Annotated in this window: 17 protein-coding genes; 6 read left to right on the forward strand and 11 right to left on the reverse strand. The window is 48.8% G+C overall.

Annotated features, from left to right (window positions below; genetic code table 11):
* Positions 1 to 393 precede the first annotated feature (393 nt).
* Positions 394 to 1,485: a hypothetical protein gene (locus tag ACTBZS_RS06165; protein WP_463043580.1), complete on the forward strand. Its 1,092-nt coding sequence runs from the start codon at positions 394 to 396 to the stop codon at positions 1,483 to 1,485.
* A 103-nt stretch (positions 1,486 to 1,588) separates the two neighbouring features.
* Positions 1,589 to 3,469: an LTA synthase family protein gene (locus tag ACTBZS_RS06170; RefSeq protein WP_463043581.1), complete on the forward strand. Its 1,881-nt coding sequence runs from the start codon at positions 1,589 to 1,591 to the stop codon at positions 3,467 to 3,469.
* A gap of 67 nt (positions 3,470 to 3,536) precedes the next feature.
* Here ACTBZS_RS06170 and ACTBZS_RS06175 read toward each other — a convergent pair whose 3' ends face one another.
* The 5 genes from ACTBZS_RS06175 to ispF all read right to left on the reverse strand — a co-directional run bounded on the left by ACTBZS_RS06175 (position 3,537) and on the right by ispF (position 8,180).
* Positions 3,537 to 4,232, reverse strand: coding sequence for a hypothetical protein (locus ACTBZS_RS06175; RefSeq protein WP_463043582.1), 696 nt, complete (start codon positions 4,230 to 4,232; stop codon positions 3,537 to 3,539).
* A 237-nt stretch (positions 4,233 to 4,469) separates the two neighbouring features.
* On the reverse strand, positions 4,470 to 5,957 hold the full coding sequence (gene ppx / locus ACTBZS_RS06180) for an exopolyphosphatase (RefSeq protein ID WP_022653972.1): 1,488 nt from the start codon (positions 5,955 to 5,957) through the stop codon (positions 4,470 to 4,472).
* Between the two features lie 151 nt (positions 5,958 to 6,108).
* Entirely contained in the window at positions 6,109 to 6,810 is a 702-nt protein-coding gene (gene phoU, locus ACTBZS_RS06185) for a phosphate signaling complex protein PhoU (protein WP_022653971.1), read from the reverse strand.
* Positions 6,811 to 6,951: 141 nt separating this feature from the next.
* On the reverse strand, positions 6,952 to 7,614 hold the full coding sequence (gene rpiA / locus ACTBZS_RS06190; protein WP_022653970.1) for a ribose-5-phosphate isomerase RpiA: 663 nt from the start codon (positions 7,612 to 7,614) through the stop codon (positions 6,952 to 6,954).
* A 56-nt stretch (positions 7,615 to 7,670) separates the two neighbouring features.
* Entirely contained in the window at positions 7,671 to 8,180 is a 510-nt protein-coding gene (gene ispF / locus ACTBZS_RS06195; RefSeq protein WP_022653969.1) for a 2-C-methyl-D-erythritol 2,4-cyclodiphosphate synthase, read from the reverse strand.
* Positions 8,181 to 8,277: 97 nt separating this feature from the next.
* On the opposite strand from ispF, the gene ACTBZS_RS06200 reads away from it, so the two are divergent.
* Positions 8,278 to 9,408 (forward strand): aminotransferase class V-fold PLP-dependent enzyme, encoded by a 1,131-nt coding sequence (locus ACTBZS_RS06200; RefSeq protein WP_463043583.1) that lies wholly within the window; start codon positions 8,278 to 8,280, stop codon positions 9,406 to 9,408.
* 57 nt (positions 9,409 to 9,465) lie between these two features.
* On the opposite strand, the gene ACTBZS_RS06205 is transcribed toward ACTBZS_RS06200, so the two are convergent.
* Both ACTBZS_RS06205 and purL read right to left on the reverse strand, forming a co-directional pair.
* Entirely contained in the window at positions 9,466 to 10,470 is a 1,005-nt protein-coding gene (locus tag ACTBZS_RS06205) for a lectin-like protein (RefSeq protein WP_463043584.1), read from the reverse strand.
* A gap of 140 nt (positions 10,471 to 10,610) precedes the next feature.
* Positions 10,611 to 14,576, reverse strand: a complete 3,966-nt coding sequence (purL, locus tag ACTBZS_RS06210; RefSeq protein WP_463043585.1) for a phosphoribosylformylglycinamidine synthase — start codon at positions 14,574 to 14,576, stop codon at positions 10,611 to 10,613.
* A gap of 108 nt (positions 14,577 to 14,684) precedes the next feature.
* Here purL and ACTBZS_RS06215 point away from each other — a divergent pair, with 108 nt between their 5' ends.
* Positions 14,685 to 15,023, forward strand: coding sequence for a P-II family nitrogen regulator (locus ACTBZS_RS06215; RefSeq protein WP_460429558.1), 339 nt, complete (start codon positions 14,685 to 14,687; stop codon positions 15,021 to 15,023).
* Between the two features lie 79 nt (positions 15,024 to 15,102).
* On the opposite strand, the gene ACTBZS_RS06220 is transcribed toward ACTBZS_RS06215, so the two are convergent.
* Positions 15,103 to 15,291, reverse strand: coding sequence for a hypothetical protein (locus ACTBZS_RS06220; protein WP_463043586.1), 189 nt, complete (start codon positions 15,289 to 15,291; stop codon positions 15,103 to 15,105).
* 142 nt (positions 15,292 to 15,433) lie between these two features.
* On the opposite strand from ACTBZS_RS06220, the gene trxB reads away from it, so the two are divergent.
* Together trxB and ACTBZS_RS06230 are read left to right on the forward strand one after the other, a co-directional pair.
* Entirely contained in the window at positions 15,434 to 16,393 is a 960-nt protein-coding gene (gene trxB, locus ACTBZS_RS06225) for a thioredoxin-disulfide reductase (protein WP_463043587.1), read from the forward strand.
* Positions 16,393 to 16,998, forward strand: a complete 606-nt coding sequence (locus tag ACTBZS_RS06230) for a Smr/MutS family protein (protein WP_463043588.1) — start codon at positions 16,393 to 16,395, stop codon at positions 16,996 to 16,998. The genes trxB and ACTBZS_RS06230 overlap by 1 nt, the downstream gene beginning before the upstream one ends.
* On the opposite strand, the gene ACTBZS_RS06235 is transcribed toward ACTBZS_RS06230, so the two are convergent.
* The 3 genes from ACTBZS_RS06235 to ACTBZS_RS06245 all read right to left on the reverse strand — a co-directional run.
* Positions 16,995 to 17,474, reverse strand: a complete 480-nt coding sequence (locus ACTBZS_RS06235; RefSeq protein ID WP_460429562.1) for a MaoC family dehydratase — start codon at positions 17,472 to 17,474, stop codon at positions 16,995 to 16,997. The two genes, ACTBZS_RS06230 and ACTBZS_RS06235, sit on opposite strands and share 4 nt — an antisense overlap.
* Positions 17,475 to 17,490: 16 nt before the next feature.
* A complete protein-coding gene (locus tag ACTBZS_RS06240; RefSeq protein WP_463043589.1) occupies positions 17,491 to 17,988 on the reverse strand; it encodes a cyanophycin metabolism-associated DUF1854 family protein in 498 nt (165 codons plus the stop codon).
* A gap of 15 nt (positions 17,989 to 18,003) precedes the next feature.
* A partial coding sequence (locus ACTBZS_RS06245) for an ATP-binding cassette domain-containing protein (protein ID WP_463043590.1) occupies positions 18,004 to 18,441 on the reverse strand: 438 nt, incomplete at its 5' end.

Here is an 18,441-nt window from a genome sequence, read left to right on the forward strand (position 1 = left end):
AAAGCCATGCTTGCGGTGCCGTTTCCATTGAATCGAGAAAAAAATTTGCTTGAAACTGGATGGTTTTTGCTAACCATCTGATTTTTATGCTGAATAAAAGATAAAAAAAAGCCCAAGTCGGTGAAGACTTGGGCTGAATCTACAAAGGAGAAATAGAGGAGAAACTATCAAGAAGCAATCGCTGCGTCTCAATGATGCGTATTATGGCTATGCTGCACTGCAATGTCAACCTCGATTGTTCGGAATGAATCAAAAATATAAATAGATGTCGAAAAATAGACCATATTTCAGTTCGGAAACGAAATGTAACGAAAATTCACCTGTTCCTGCGGTGTATAAAGCTTTGTGCGACAATCACCGCTTTGTTTATCTTGCTTGTGAGAACCTGTCGCTATGATGTTGCCCGATCCCCGTCCCAGTGTATTAACTCCCCCTAAAAATGGTTTACTCGATTTAGTTGCGGCTGTTTTAACCGCTACCGAGGCTGAACAAACCACTGCACAGCAACGCTTACAGATGGCAGTGGCGGAAACGTTAATGATGCGGGACCAACAATCGCTGGCGTTGGCCTTGCAATTTGCGCCCTCACAGGAAGCTTATAAAACCCTGTGGCACGCCCTGTGTGATGTATTGACTCAACTCCCCGATGGTCGCCAAACGGCGGTGGTATTTGCGCTGCCGGTGATTTTGGTAGTAGGCAGTAAAGAGACAACGACGCTGTCAGGTACGTTGACCGACACGACCAGTATGTTGGCAACCCTGCAGCGGCATGGTTTGATTGCCGAAGGCGCTGTGTGTCATCTATTCCCCGAATTGCTCCACCCAGAATCGTTAGCAGCGATTAGCATGCCTGACTTATATCGTTACGCTGAGACGATTGATGATGTTGAGCTTGGGTTGCCCTTCGAGCGTTTGCCGGCGCCAGTCCCTGCAAAAGATGAGGCGGTGTTTGTTCGCTATGTGTTGGGGATTGCGATGCAGCCTGTCGGTGCACCGCCGGTATTGCGGCCACAAAATCATGGTGCATGGGCAATGGAAGTGATGCAGCAACTTAAAACCCAATTGCACCATCCACAAGTGACGTTATTCCCGATCCCGATTCAACCTCAAGTATTACCTGAGGCGCTACGTCAGGGAGCCGCTTTCCGCTTAGAAGTGAATATGCAGGTGTTTGCCAGTGGCATTATCCGAAAATTGCGTGAGCATAATTTGCCGATTGTGGCGATTGCCAGTGCACACGAAGGTGGCGAATTGCGTTTCACCATCAGCACCCCGGGTGAAGCAAAACACATGGCTGCCTATGCTTGGCCCTTGGCGGCTTTGGATTCTGTGCCCCATATTGTTGAGAATTTCTCGGCACTGATGAAGGAATGTCAAGTAAGCGATGTTCGCTTAATCCCGGGTATCCAAGCCAATGAAGTCAATGGCGTTCCTTTCTTTATCAGTAGCGTGGATCCCGAAGCGCAACAAGTCGAAGTGCATTGATCTTTTACTGTGATGTTGACCAAGCCGCCTGATGAAGGCGGCTTTTTTAATGTTGTTTTGAACCTTGTTCCTGAAAATGCTTCTTTTGTAAGAAAGTTAGCCAATGGATCGAGTCAACGGTAGGTTTTTGATTGCTAGCCAATTTGTTTTACTGTTGGCTCTCGGTTTCTCCTTATTAAGATTAATACTGTCTTTATCAATTGATAGCCAACATGAAAAGACTTGGTTATTTATCGCTAATTTAGCTGCCGTTCCTGTTGATATTGTTGTAGGTTTATGTTTTTCACTTCCAGTGTTAATTTTTCTCTTGTTCAAAAAAAGATTTTCTAAGCAATTTTTAGTATTTATCTTCCCTTTTGTTTTTCTATCGGTTTTTTCTGTGTTATTTATTTGTGTTGCGGAGTGGTTGTTCTGGCAAGAATTTGGTGTGCGATTTAATTTTATTGCGGTGGATTACCTAGTTTATACTCACGAAGTGATTGGAAACTTAAATCAGTCATACCCAATGATAGAGATTATTGCTGCTCTTTGTATAGTCGCAATAATCATTGCTTTGTTTTTTATTAAAAAGCACGCAGATGCTTTGCTTGCATTGAATAACGTCAGCCGTGCACTTGCATTGAAATGGTTTGTCATTGCCTTTGCTACTGTTAGCTTCTTTATGCTATTACCTGAACCAAGCTATCCAAATCAACAACTGATAGAAATTTCACATAATGGCCCTTTGCAATTTATATCAGCTTTCAAGAATAATGAACTTCCTTATACTGATTTCTACAGTAAGCTGAAAGATGAGCAGGCATGTACTATTGCTCGAAATTTAATCACAGATGCAAATGATGGTAATTTTATTAGCAGTGATGTTTGCGATATGCATCGGGAAATCAAAGCAATAGGAAAACCGCAAAGAAAGAATGTTGTTTTGATTTCTATGGAGAGTTTTTCTGCTGAATTTTCTGGTCTGTTTGGTAACAAACAAAATTTAACTCCAGCATTTGATAAAGTTGCCCAACAAGGCATGTTATTCACCCAAATGTATGCGACTGGGACTCGTACCGTACGTGGCTTAGAAGCCTTAAGTTTGTCTATTCCACCCACACCCGGGCAGGCGGTCGTCAGAAGGCCTCAATATAAAAATTTTGCTACTTTGGGTAGCATTTTATCTCACGCTGGTTATCAATCACAGTTTTGGTATGGTGGCTATGGTTATTTTGATAATATGAATGGATTTTTCTCTAATAATGGTTATCAGGTTCATGATCGTTTAGATATGAGTCAATATACCATTCCTCATGAAACGATTTGGGGCGTAGCAGATGAAGTGTTATATCAGGCAAGTTTAGATGAAGCAAATCGATTGTTTAGCAAAAATAATCCATTTTTTCTTCATATTATGACTACTTCGAATCATAGACCTTATACTTATCCAGAGAATCGAATAGATATTCGATCAGGCAGCGGGCGTGATGGTGCGGTTAAATACGCAGATTGGGCCCTTGGTGATTTTTTAAGAAAAGCAGAAAAACAACCTTGGTTTAAAGAGACTATTTTTGTAATTGTGGCAGATCATTGCGCTTCCAGTGCGGGCAAAGTAGAAATTCCAGTAGAAAAATATCACATTCCGATGTTGATTTATGCCCCTGATTTTATCAAACCACAAAAAATAGGTACCCTTACCAGTCAAATTGATGTGGCTCCTACTGTATTGGGATTGCTGAATATAAGCTATGTCAGTGAATTTATGGGAAGAGATGTATTAAAACAACAACAGGTCGATCAAGGGTGGGGATTGGTGTCAACTTATCAAACCTTGGGTTTCTTTGATAGAGGCAATCAATTAGTCACCTTACATCCTCAAGCAAAAATTAAAAAACGTGCGATTGATGGAACAGAAGAAAGAGCTATTGATAGCCATGATCAACAAGCACAAAAAACGATTGCGCTTTATCAAACTGCATCTATCATGCTTAAAAAGCATCTTTGATTCAATGCGCTAGAGAGACGATATTTTTGATAAAACAAAATGATCTCTCTAGCTGAGTATGCAAAAATTATAAACCGCTAAAGCCTGCAAATACACCATTCCAATTAACCGACTGCCCTGATCCAACAACTTGAATCATCTGGGCAAAGCTATTAACCAATGAGGTGTGGATTACTGTGTCGGGAATGAGTTGTGGATTGGCGGGAGTGGAATAGATATTCCCCATTAAATTCAGATAGTTGTTTAATACAGTTGGGTCTTGTGCGGCAAAGCCAGCTTGATTTTGCATGACAAAGGTGCTGATTTGCATGGCTTCGTTTATATCAATCGACTTCATAATACGAATCAAAGTCCCAAAAGCTTGTGACTCTGCATCGGTGGAATTGCCAAACGCGGTATTGTAATTGGCTTGTCCCACTTTGCTGACGATATCCGCCCGTAAAGATTCGGTAGACAGTGTGCCGCTATTGGTGTTGTAGGTGATGAGACTGCTCAAGGTGGCGGGGAAATTGCTCAGAACCGATGTGGTTGTGGTGGGTTGGCTGGTGCCGTTAAGCTCCGCCGCATTGAGCCCTCGACTCGAGAAGAAGCCGACCACATCGTTCTCTGATACGCCCACAATCTCGGCGATCATTGCATTAGTCACACCGAATTGTTTACACACGCTGTGAATCTGTGCTGGCTGTGATAGGTTGTCTAAAAGAAACTGTTTTGCCGCATTCAGGCTCACGCCAAACTTGGCGAGATGGGTGGCTGCGCTCATGGTAATAATCTCCCTATTAAATCAAACAGTTGTATCAATTAAAATTCAACAACGCCTTCCTTCCGCACTGTACCATAGTGAACAATCTGGATTTTGATTCAGGCTAAAATTTTTTTGGAATACCAGAAATTAAGTTTCTATAGGTAATCAAAGCGAGGCTTGCTATTTTTTGGTGATAAAAAAAGTCCCTAAGCACATGGCTAGGGACTTGATGGTGCTACGATGGGGTGGAATCGGTTAAGCGTTAATCGCCAACGCCATGCCAACACCTTTCCAATACTGCGTTTCTTGACGTAGCGCACTGGTCGTCAGGGGATTTTGTTCTAACCAATCTTCTGGTAAAGACAGACTAAATCGTTTGCCGTCAAATGTGAGGCCGATATGATCCGGCAAGGTTAAGTCGCTGCGGCTGCGTGAGAAAATCACCGCTAAACGCAATGCACATACCGCTGGCCAATCAATCTCACCAATGTCCCAGTTTAACAATTTGCTGAGTGAACCTTTATGGCTGACCACCAAAAACGCCAGATGTTTTTGCTCGCGCCGTGAAAAGCCGGGCATATCGGCTTGTTCAACGATATAAGCTGAGTGTTTGTGATAGCTGCTGTGAGCAATCGACAGGCCGATTTCATGGAGTTTAGCCGCCCATTCAATCCGTTTCATCCGTTCCAGATCGCTGACTGTGCCGTCATTTAACATCATGGCAAAGCGACAGGCTAAGGTTGCCACTCGCTGACTTTGTGGCAGATCGACATGATAGCGCCGTTTGAATTGGGTTACGGTGGTTTCGCGCATATCGCGATGATGATGACGGCCCAGCATGTCATACAACACCCCTTCGCGTAGTGCACCATCGGTAACCTGCATCTGTTCGATGCCTAAACCTTGGAAGACGGCCAACATCACTGCCAACCCACCTGAAATGACAGGTACCCGTTCTGCCCGCAGTCCTTCGATACTGACATTCTTGATATGCCCTGCATCAATCAACTGTTCTTTTAGCCATTCCATTCCAGCGAGGGTAATTTCGCCATCGCTAATTTCATTGGCTTCTAAAATATCGCGCAAGGAACGCGCTGTTCCAGAAGTGCCAATGGCTTGATCCCAATGGGCTTGAGCAAATTCATGGACTAGGGTTTGTACTTTATTGCCGGCAGCGGCTTCTGCTTCACGGAATTGGGCTTTGCCAATTTTGCCATCGGGGAAAAAACGGCGGCTGTAGCTGACACAGCCCATGGTTAAACTCTCGGTGCGGAGGGCTTTGTGTCCACTGCCAATAATAAACTCGGTCGAACCACCGCCAATATCCACCACCAAGCGCTTTTCACGGCTGCTCGGCAGGCTGTGCGCGGCGCCAAGGTAAATCAATCGCGCTTCTTCACGACCGGCAATAATTTCAATTGGGAAACCTAATAATGCTTCGGCTTGGGCGATAAAGGCCGTGGCATTTTTAGAGACCCGTAAGGTATTGGTACCAACAACACGTACGGCATCAGGGTTAAAACCCCGTAAGCGTTCGCCAAAGCGGGCCAAACAAGCTAATGCGCGTTCTTGGGTGGTTTCATCCAGATAGTTGTCTTCGGTCAACCCCCCACCAAGACGGACGGTGTCTTTCAGGCTATCGAGGGTATAAATCTGATCGTCCACGATACGGGCGATTTGTAAGCGAAAGCTATTTGAGCCGAGATCAACGGCAGCAAGGGTTTGAAAATGCGGCTGATTCACCCTGTTATGCTCCTGCACTGAGAAAACGGCTTGATCATTAGGCTGACAAGGTACGGCACGTTTTCTATCAAAAAGGTTGGTAAATAAACACAAAACGGGCGACTGAATGCCGCCCGTTTCTCGCTACAACTGGTCGATCAACGACAAAATATTATAGGCCAGCGGCACGTTCAGCATCTTCAATGGCTAAATGGCGAATGTCTTTGCCTTTAACCAAATAGACGACATATTCAGCGATATTTTTTGAATGATCGCCGATACGTTCAATCGCTTTGCTGATAAAGAGCGTGTCGATTGACATTGAGATGGTGCGCGGGTCTTCCATCATAAAGGTAATCAGCTGGCGCAAGCTGGCGCTGAAGTCTTCATCCAAATAGCGATCTTGCTTAGCAACATCCATCGCTGCCGAGACATCCAAGCGCGCAAAGGCATCCAAAGCATGACGTAGCATGGAAAGCGCGACTTCTGCCATTTTATGAATTTCACGCAAACGCGGCACATGCACACGATCGGCATCGAGAATCAGACGACCCATGCGGGCGATTTTTTGCGCTTCATCGCCAATACGCTCTAAATCGGTGATGGTTTTAATCACCGTCAACACCATCCGTAAATCAACGGCAGCAGGTTGGCGGCGTGCAATGATGAGCTGGCATTCCTCATCCAAGCCAATCTCCATTGAGTTGACTTGGGCATCGGTTTCGATCACACGCTCTAATGTATCGCGGTCGGCACGGGCCAAGCCATCGATAGCATTGCGAATTTGTTGTTCAACCAAGCCGCCCATCTGTAACACGCGGGTGCGAATGGATTCCAGTTCGAGATCGAACTGTTTAGAAATGTGTTCAGGCATCGTAACGTTTCCGTGTGGATTCAGGGGAAAGTAACGCGTTACCCTAGCAGGATGCTATGACGAAAACGTGACAATCCTGACGAATTGCAGCAAAAATTTTGCTCGACCACGTTGCGCCCGCGCTGTTTGGTGCGTTTTGGTTTATTTATACTCTTTTACACTGCCATCGGCCATGCCTAACAACAGCACATCTGCGTGTCGGCGGGCAAAGATACCACAGCACACGACACCGGGAATCTGGTTGATGGCTTCTTCCATTTCCACCGGTTTTTGAATATCTAAGCCGTGAACATCTAAAATCACATTGCCGTTATCCGTTACCACCCCTTGCCGCCATTCAGGATGACCGCCGAGTTTGACCAAATGTCGCGCTACCAAACTACGCGCCATTGGAATCACTTCGACAGGGACAGGAAATTCTCCCAATTTGCTGACGTATTTTGATTCATCGGCAATACAAACAAAGGTCTCTGCAGCGGCTGCCACAATTTTTTCACGGGTCAATGCACCGCCACCCCCTTTAATCATGTGCATGTGATGGTTAATTTCATCTGCCCCATCGACATAGAGGGCGATATCACCCACGGCATTTAACTCTAATACTTGAATTCCAGCTGCTTTGAGGCGTTCGGTACTGGCGACTGAGCTTGACACGGCCGCATCGATACGATCGCGTTGTTGTGCCAGAGCATCAATAAAATAGTTGACGGTTGAACCGGTGCCAACGCCAATAATAGACGGCTTCTCGGGCAGAAAATCGAGGGCTTTTAGGGCAGCGTTGCGTTTGAGCGTATTTTGATCCATGACATTATTCCTGAGTGAATGGGCGACTATTAGCCAATTATCCCACAAGCGGCAGCTTATTGTGTTTTGCGCTGTAAGCTTGGGCGTGGCTTTGCGGTTAATAAACACACTGCCTCAGCGGCAATGCCTTCTCCACGACCTAAATGGCCGAGTTTTTCCGAGGTTTTGGCCTTAATATTCACTTGTTCTGGTTCAACACCTAGGTCGGCGGCGATATTGATTCGCATCTGTCCAATATGTGGGGCCATTTTTGGCGCTTGTGCAATAATAGTTGAATCGAGGTTGGCTAAAACCCAGCCAGCCGCCAACACACGCTGATATGCCTCGCGCAATAAAATGCGGCTATCCATACCGGCATATTTTGCGTCAGTATCTGGGAAATGTCGTCCAATATCGCCTAAACCTGCTGCGCCCAACAGCGCGTCGGTGATGGCGTGTAACAGCGCGTCGGCATCCGAGTGTCCAGCCAAGCCTTTTTCATAGGGAATGTGGACGCCACCAAGAATCAGCGGGCGACCAACTTCCAACCGGTGTACGTCCCATCCTTGTCCAATTCTAAAACTCATTTTTTTCACCTTTCTGTTTTATCACCAAGCTGCCGCTAGCAAGGCTGCGCGCTTGTCGTTATGCTTAACGCTTTTATTGAAGCGTCTAGGAGATCTCATGCCTGCTCTATTGCCTCATCCCGATCCAGATGGCTTGCTGGAATATTCTGTGGTGTATACCGACCGTGCTTTGAATCACATGTCACAACGCTTTCAAGGTGTGATGCGTGATATTTCTCGTATTTTAAAATTAGTCTATCACGGCCACAGCGCAGTGATTGTGCCGGGTAGCGGTACGTTTGCGATGGAAGCGGTGGCGCGGCAGTTTGCGACTGGCCAACCGTGTTTGGTGATTCGTAATGGCTGGTTTAGTTACCGTTGGACGCAAATTTTTGAAGCCGGTTCGATTCCTTCCGCTTGTACCGTCTTAAAAGCCCGACAACAAGGTGAAGGTGCACAAGCGCCGTTTGCACCTGCTCCGCTAGAAGAGGTGCTGGCAACGATTGCCGAACAACGTCCCGCTGTTGTGTTTGCACCTCATGTTGAGACCTCATCCGGCATGATCTTGCCAGATAGCTATATCAAAGCCGTCGCGGATGCGGTACATGCCGTGGGTGGCATGATGGTGTTGGACTGTATCGCATCGGGGACGGTTTGGGTTGATATGGCGGCAACGGGTGTGGATGTGTTGGTCAGTGCACCGCAAAAGGGCTGGAGTGGGGTGCCATGTGCCGGTTTTGTGGTACTAAGCGAACTCGCTCGCCAGCGCATTGAGGCCACACAAAGTACAAGTTTTGCCTGTGATCTGAAAAAATGGCTGCAAATCATGGAAACCTTTGAACAAGGGGGCCATGCTTATCATGCGACGATGCCAACGGATGCTTTGGCTTCTGTCCGTGATGTGATGTTAGAAACTGAGGCCTATGGTTTTGCTAAGGTTTGCGAAGAGCAAAAAGAATTGGGTCGTCAGATGCGCGCTTTCTTAGTGGCCCGTGGTTTCCCCAGTGTTGCGGCCGAAGGTTTCCAAGCTCCCGGTGTCGTGGTGAGTTACACCACCGACCCTGACATTCAAACAGGTAAAAAGCTGATCGCGGCGGGGGTGCAAATTGCCGCAGGGGTGCCGTTACAATGTGATGAAGGCCCTGACTTCCGGACTTTCCGCATTGGCCTGTTTGGTTTAGATAAGCTTCATGCACCAGAACAAGCCGTAGCAAGGTTAGAACAAGGGTTTAGTGCCGCAGGTTTGTAAGCATGAAAAAAAGAGGATGTCATGGTGACATCCTCTTTTTGGTTGCGCTAGTTGGAATTACACAAATTCTAAGCCTGTTTGTGCCAATCCGGTGAGGTTAATTTTACCGCTGGCCACATCGCTGGCTAATAAAGTCAGGCTAGCTGCGCTGTGGGCGCCGCTGTCTAACAGTCCTTGGAAATGATTGAGGTCTGCAGCTGAAGGGGCGGTACCGACAACATTAAAATACAAGGTTTCTACCACCGTTTTAGCACTTGCATTCACGCCAACTCGTGCATCAATTGCCAATTTTGCCAGTTGGGTTGCATTGCCACCTTCGTCTAAGAACTTCAAGCCAATGCCAACATACCCAGCATTCTTGACCGATTCGGCACCAAACGTCGCCGCCAGAATTTTGGCAACAGTTCCTGCATTGCCATCAAGGTCAAAAGCGCGTTTTTGATCGGCGAATACCAATCGTTCAAACGACACCAGTTTCTCTGTGCTTTCACTGCTGGTAACAGTCAGTGTTGTACCGTCGCGTGTTACTGTGTACTGAGAAAACGCTTTGCTAAAGGTTTTGCTATCGATACCTGACCCACCAGTATGCACGGTGCTGGTACTATTTTTCTCAACTAAGTAATACAGTTTGTTATCACTGTTGACATCGTTCCATTGGCCTAACTCACCAATCCCCCCTGTGGGCGCTGGCCATTTGCCCATGCCCAAGGCCAAACTGTCTTGAGCACCACCAAAGTCATCTGGTTCGGTGCCCAAACTGCCCTTGCCCCAGTTTTGATAGCCACTGCTGACATTGCTGCCATTAACCCACAGCCAATTCCCTTCGGTCACGCGGTCGCTGGCGCCAAGCCATACATAAGCCGCCCCGCCGCCATCCTCTGCGGTGGGAAAGGACAGGTTCAAGGCACTGATGGCATTCACAATGGCCTGATTTTCGGCCTGTGATTCAATCATCGCCAAATAGCCTTGGCTGGCCTCAGCGGCGGTTTTGGCTTCAGACCACGTTTTGGCAGTGGGTACTAACTCGTAGCTGTGGCCACCATAAGAAAACTGATACGTCATGCTTCACCTCTTTATCAACAGAAAAATTCTTGTTATGCATAAAGAGAATAGCATGTTATCAGGAAGAATAACTAGGTCTAATACATGACAAAAAAACAGCGCAACATCATGCTGCGCTGTTTTTTCTTGGTGGGGAATGATTAACCAAAATGACCGCGGGCGTTGGCGAACATGCGGAACCATGCACCATTTTCACCCCAACTGGATGGATACCAGCTGTTTTGCACACTGCGGAACACCCGTTCTGGGTGTGGCATCATGATGGTGAAACGGCCATCAGCAGTCGTCACCGACGTAATCCCCTGTGGCGAACCATTTGGATTGCGTGGATATACCTCAGTGGCTTGGCCTTGATGATCGATGTAACGCATTGCCACCTGTGCCTGCGCTTGTTGCTCGGCACTGTTAAAGGTGGCGCGACCCTCACCGTGGCTGACCACCACGGGCAAGCGGCTGCCGGCCATGTCTTGGAAGAACAATGATGGGCTGTCGGCGACTTCCACCATCACAAACCGTGCTTCGAATTGTTCCGATACATTACGCAAGAACTTCGGCCAATGCTCGGCACCGGGGATGATCTCTTTCAAATTAGACATCATCTGGCAACCATTACACACGCCAAGGGCTAACACATCTGGACGAGCAAAGAAGGCCTCAAACTCAGCACGGGCTTGTGGGTTAAACAAGATTGACTTTGCCCATCCTTCACCCGCACCCAGCACATCGCCATAACTGAAACCACCGCAGGCAGCCAAGGCTTGGAAATCTTGCAAAGACACCCGCCCTGCGATGATGTCGCTCATGTGAACGTCAACTGCTGCAAAACCGGCACGGTCAAAGGCGGCTGCCATTTCAATCTGGCCGTTGACCCCTTGCTCACGCAAAATCGCAATGCGCGGTTGGGCACCAACATTGATTAACGGTGCGGCAGGGTTATCTTCTGGGTTGAAAGACAATTCAGCAAATAAGCCACGATCTTGTTTATCGCTTAACAACAAGAATTCGCTTTCAGCACAAGCAGGATTGTCGCGCAGCCGTTGAATGCGGTAGCTGGTTTCGGCCCACACTTGTTGCAGCTCAGCACGTGATTCTGCAAACAACTGCAGCTCGCCACGACGGAAGGTCAGCTTATCATCTTGGCTTGGGCTGCCTAATACATACACTTCGCGTGACAAGCCGGCTTGTTGTAAGCGTTCTAATACCTTGGCGGTATCCGCTTTTTTGACTTGTAAGACCGCGCCTAATTCTTCGTTGAACAACACACGGATGACGCGGGCGTATTCTGCCGAGGCAGGGTCTGCTTGGATAAAGTCATCATTGACCATTTGCGCTTGTTTGCGGCCAATGACCAATTCATCAATATCAATGTCAATACCACAATGACCAGCGAAGCTCATCTCAGCGAGGGTAGCGAATAAGCCACCATCAGAACGGTCGTGATAGGCCAGTAACAGCTGGTCTGCCAGCAGACTTTGCACGCCTTGCCATAAGGCTGCGAGCTGTTGGGGTTGGTCTAAATCGGGTGCTAAACCATCAACGGATTTCCACACCTGACCCAAGGCCGATCCACCTAAGCGGCAACGGCCATTGCCAAGATCAATTAACAACAGATCGGTATCGCTGTCGGCTTGCAACTGTGGTGTTACGGTGCAGCGGACATCTTTGACCGGCGCAAAGGCCGACACGATCAAAGACAGCGGCGCGACAACAGATTTGGTTTCACCCTCTTCTTGCCAGACAGTTTTCATCGACAGCGAATCTTTGCCGACCGGAATCGACAAGCGCAGCGTTTGTGCCAAATCAGATACCGCTTTCACTGTATCGAACAGTTTGGCATCTTCTGCGCCATGACCTGCCGCCGCCATCCAGTTAGCAGAGAGCTTGACCTCGCCCAAATCACCGACATAAGCCGCTGCCAAGTTGGTGACTGCTTCACCGATTGCCATCCGGCCTGAAGCTGGGGCATCAATCAACGCCACTGGGGTACGTTCACCCATTGCCATCGCTTCACCTAAATAGGTGTTAAAGCCCATGGTAGTGACTGCCACATCTGCCACCGGCACTTGCCACGGCCCGACAAACTGATCGCGTGCAGTCATCCCACCCACTGTACGGTCACCGATGGTGATAAGGAAGTTTTTGCTGGCAACGGTTGGCAGACGCAATACGCGGTAGGCCGATTCGCGCAAATCAAAACGAGAGGCATCAAACACACTCGGTTGATGTGCTTGGCGATTGACTTGGCGAGTCATTTTCGGTGGTTTACCGAGTAACACTTCCAGCGGCATATCCACTGGCCGGTTATCGAATAAATCATCACGCACGATCAATTGGCCGCTATCGTCGGTCACACCGAGGATGGCAAACGGACAACGCTCACGCTCACACAACGCACGGAAGGTATCGATGGCGTCAGGTTTGACTGCCAAAACATAGCGTTCTTGCGATTCGTTACACCAAATTTGCATCGGGCTCATTCCCGATTCTTCAATATGGATGTTACGCAAGGCAATAGTGGCACCGCGACCGTTACCGTGTACGATTTCGGGTAAGGCATTAGAAAGACCACCGGCACCGACATCGTGGATCGATAACACAGGGTTATCACCGCCCAACTGCCAGCAACGGTCAATCACTTCCTGACAACGGCGTTCAATTTCTGGATTACCACGTTGTACCGAGTCAAAATCCAGATTCTCGCTGTTGGCACCGGTGTCCATTGACGAAGCGGCACCCCCGCCTAAACCAATCAATAAGCCGGGGCCGCCAAGCTGCACCACCAGTGCACCAAGCGGAATATCGGCTTTTTCAATTTGCTGTTCTTGGATATTGCCCAAGCCACCTGCAATCATGATTGGCTTGTGATAACCGCGCATTTGACCTTGGAATTCTTCCTCAAAGGTACGGAAGTAACCAGTCAGATTAGGGCGGCCAAATTCATTGTTAAACGCTGCGCCACCAATCGGGCCTTCAATCATAATGTCTAAGGCAGAGGCAATCCGGCCGGGTTTGCCGTATTCGCTTTGGTCGGCACTGTAATATTCCCACGGCTGTTTGAAGTGTGGGATGTTCAAGTTCGATACGGTAAAGCCGGTTAAGCCTGCTTTCGGACGTGAACCACGACCGGTGGCCCCTTCATCACGAATCTCACCGCCAGAACCTGTTGCTGCACCGGGGAACGGTGAAATGGCCGTTGGGTGGTTATGCGTTTCCACCTTCATAATGATATGGGTGGGTTCGTGATGATAGCGATAAGCCGCTGTGTTCGGCTGTGGGTAGAAACGGTCGATGGTTGCACCATCAATCACCGAGGAATTATCTGAATACGCCACGCGTGTGCCATGTGGCCACGCCTTGTGGGTGTCGCGGATCATCCCAAACAAGCTTTTCGCTTGTGCTTCGCCATCGATAATAAAATCGGCATTGAAAATTTTATGGCGGCAATGTTCCGAGTTCGCTTGTGCAAACATCATCAGCTCAACATCGCTTGGATTACGGCCCAAACGGGTGAAGTTATCGAGCAGATAATCGATTTCATCTTCAGACAAAGCCAAACCCATTTCACGGTTGGCTTGTTCTAAACCGGCGCGACCAGCCTGTAAAATATCGACATGCGCGAGGGGGGCTGGCGCGATGTGAGTAAACAAAGCGTCAGCGGCATTCAAGTCGGAGACCACTTGCTCAGTCATGCGATCATGCAGCAATGCTGTCAGTTGTTGCGTTGTCGCAGCATCAAGTGGTGTATCAGCGTGAATCCAGAACGCGATGCCGCGCTCGAGACGTTTCACTTTTTCTAAACCACACAGGCGAGCAATGTCGCTGGCCTTAGAAGACCAAGGCGAAATGGTGCCTAAGCGGGGTAGAACTAAAAATAATTGCGCATCGGCTGTTGGCGTGGCTAGCGCAGGATAATCACCATAATCCAACACTTTTTCTAAGGTGGATTGTTCTTGCGCTGTCAGCGGCGCTGTAACTTCGGCAAAATGCCAAAATTCTGCGGCAAGCGTCAGCTCAGGTAGGTTGGCCTCACGGGCACTAGCCAGTAATTTTTCTAAACGAAAAGGGGAAAGGGCAGCGCGACCGCGCAGCTTCAGAATCGGGGACATGGCGAGACTCGCACACACGGATCGAAAAAAGGCGTTCATAATACCTGAAAACCCGCCACACTTCAGCCATGGCTGAGGCAGGCTGTATCATTTATTGAGGAGTAGGTCATGAAAAAAATCGAAGCGATCATCAAACCATTCAAATTAGATGAGGTGCGTGAAGCCCTGTCTGCGTTGGGTGTCAATGGTTTAACCGTAACCGAGGTAAAAGGGTTTGGTCGGCAAAAGGGCCATACCGAGCTTTATCGCGGTGCAGAATATGTGGTGGATTTTCTGCCAAAAGTGAAAGTTGAAGTTGTGCTGGCTGACGATTTATTAGAGCAGGCCATCGAAGCCATCGTGAACAGTGCCCGCACCGGTAAAATTGGTGACGGTAAAATTTTTGTGTTCGATGTGGCGCAAGTGGTACGGATTCGTACCGGCGAGATGGGCGAGCAAGCCGTTTAATTCGGTGCGACATAAAAAGAAAAACGCGGGTTGTTCCCGCGTTTTTCTTTGCCAATGCCGTGGCGAGGTTGTCGACGTGTTAGGCCTTCAAGTTGATATTGCTGCCAATGTTAGGGTTGTCTGGTTTTTTCGGTTCAGCTTCTTGTTGTGCTTGCACCTGAACTTGTTTTGCAACCTGTTCTTGGTTTTCCGCCGCCTTTTTCAATGCAGGAGAAGGCGCTGGATCGAGAACATTCATGGCTTGGGTTTGGGTATCGATGGTATTCATGCTGCACATCCCTTGGTTAACGGTGAAACGACAATGATCGGCCTCTGTTCCAGAATAGGGGCTTTAAGCCCGATCTTCTAGCCCCATATCGGCATCCTAGCTGTTTTTCTGATGTTTTATTTGCCAAGAAATGGATTTCGCCATGACTCAAGTTCGCCATCAACGCCTTCTTATCCTCGGCTCTGGCCCAGCGGGTTATACCGCTGCAGTGTATGCAGCTCGTGCTAATCTCAATCCAGTGATTATCACCGGCATGGCGCAAGGCGGCCAACTGATGACCACCACCGATGTTGATAACTGGCCAGCCGATGCCGACGGTGTGATGGGGCCAGAATTGATGGCACGATTTGAAAAACATGCCTTGCGTTTTGGTACTGAAATTATTTTCGACCATATCCATACCGCAAAACTGACTGAAAAGCCGATGCGCCTGATCGGTGACCAAGGGGAGTACACCTGTGACGCCCTGATTATTGCCACCGGTGCCTCAGCGCAGTATTTGGGTTTACCGTCGGAAGAAGCCTTCAAAGGCAAGGGGGTGTCGGCATGTGCGACGTGTGACGGGTTCTTCTACAAGAAACAAAAAGTGGCCGTGATTGGTGGCGGCAATACAGCCGTGGAAGAGGCCTTGTATCTGGCGAATATTGCCGATCATGTGACCGTGGTACACCGCCGCGATAAATTCCGTTGTGAAAAAATTCTGGCCGATAAACTGATGCAGAAAGTGGCCGAAGGCAAAATCACTGTTGAGTGGAACCATACTTTAGATGAAGTGTTAGGCGATGCTTCCGGCGTAACGGGTGTTCGCTTACGCTCTACCGCAGATGACAGCACCAAACAACTGGATTTGGCTGGGGTCTTTGTTGCGATTGGGCATAAACCCAATACTGATTTATTCGTCGATCAACTGACGATGGAAAATGGCTATATCGTGACCCAAGGCGGTCATCAAGGCCAAGCCACGGCCACCAATTTACCCGGTGTTTTCGCCGCCGGTGATGTGCAAGACCATATCTATCGCCAAGCGATTACTTCGGCGGCCTCCGGTTGCCAAGCGGCACTGGACGCCGAACGCTATCTTGATGGGCTTGCTTCGGCGTAATGGTCAAGCGCACAGTGGCCTATTCTCCGTTCAAAGCGGCGCTGCGCGCTGTGCGCCTTTCCCCCTCTCCTCCGCCCGTCGCGCCGCCGCCTCCTGAGCCTGAGTTTCGACAGTTATTTGCTGATGTTGTGCCGTTGGCGGTTGAACCACGGGTACAGCATCCATCTCCACGCCCCTCACCGCATCCTCGCCAATGTCCGGTTCATTCACCGATTCCTGCTTCTCATGCTGAAATGGCACATGCGTTTGACTATTTCGATGCCGAAACAGTGCCGCCACACTTTTTGCGAACGGGTATCCAACATCAGGTATTGCGTCAATTACGAGCAGGGCATTGGCCGGTGGTGGCCGAGATTGATTTGCATGGGGCAAGCCGTCATCAGGCGGAAGAACGGTTGTTGACCTTTTTGTTTTTGGCACAACAACGCGGTCAAGCGGTACGGGTGATTCACGGTTTGGGGATGGGTTCGGCAGTTGGTGCGCCGGTGTTAAAGCCTTTGGTGCGACAGTGGTTGTCGCGACATCCAGAAGTTTTGGCGTTTTGTGAAGATGCCGGCGGTGGTGCGGTATTGGTTTTGCTCCGCCGCCGCCGACAAACTGATTAAGACTGTGGACGGCAAGGTAGCCAAATCGAGTTTTCTAACGACATGGCCAACTCGCCATGTTGGTTGTGTACCACCCAACGCAGCTGAATGCTGCCAAATCCGGGTTTTGAACGAGAGGCTTTCTTGCCCAAAATTTCCACACTGGCTTGTAAGGTATCACCAGGCCGCGTTGGGCGCGGCCAACGTAATTGGTCAATCGACATCCCAATCAAACCACCGGCGACACGATGAGCCAGCATATCGACAAACTGCCGCATCGCAACCAATGCGGTTTGCCAGCCACTGGCGGCTAAACCATCAAAAAACGTGGTTTTAGCGGCAATCGGATCGGTATGAAACGGTTGTGGGTCATGTTGCTGTGCAAACGCGATAATGTCTGCCTCGCTCAAAGTGGTGCGGGTAGGGCTGGTGAATACCATCCCTACTTCAAAATCTTCAAAATACAACGTAGCGGGTAAGGTTTCTAACAAACTCATTACAGAAACAACTCCATTAGAAAAAGCGATCTAATAATTTACGGCTATGGCGATCAAGTTGATTGAGGTCGCGAATCAGAAATTGCACCCCGTGGCGGTCGCTAATCAGAAGATGGTGGCGACCAAGACGGCGGATATCATCTTCGCTTTTTAATGTTAACTCTGTTGTGCCTCGGTCTGTTTCAATTTGCCACGTGCTAGGCGTGGCAAAGCTCGATACCGCCAACAGGCGCCGGATTTCCGGCATAAACTCACGTTGTGCCAACTCTTCTAATACCAAGCTGCGTAAGCGCGGCGGCAACATGGTCAGGCGTTCAATCCATACCAATTCATGGCCATCACTGCTGACCAAAGAAATGCCCTCGTCGGGCGCTTCAATCGGAAACGCCCGCACCGGCACGACACCAATATGCACTTGTTCATCATTGGTGGTCAGGACCAACTGACCAAAATTATTACGGTTTAACTCAAAATCGAGCGCTAGATAATCAGCAATCGAAGGATCGTGCATCATGATGACTTTCCTAGGTTATTCGGTGGTGCCCTGTAAGCTGGCATGGGCTTCTTCATTTAATTTGGCTTGGGCTTGATAAAGACGGAAATAATGCCCTTGTTGAGCCAACAAGGTATCGTGCTGCCCCACTTCCACCACTTCCCCACGATCTAACACCACAAGGCGATCTGCCTGCCGTAGCGTCGATAGGCGGTGGGCAATGGCGATGGTGGTACGGCCTTTCACCAAATTATCCAAAGCTTTTTGAATTTCTTTTTCGGTCTCGGTATCCACCGAAGCGGTGGCTTCATCCAAAATCAGAATTTTTGGATTGATTAACAAGGCACGCGCAATCGAAATGCGCTGTCTTTCGCCGCCGGATAAGGCCTGACCACGTTCTCCCACCAGTGAGTCATAGCCTTGAGGCAATCGCAAAATAAAGTCATGGGCGTGGGCGGCGCGGGCGGCAGCGAC

It is taken from the genome of Aquaspirillum sp. (genome assembly GCF_055136605.1).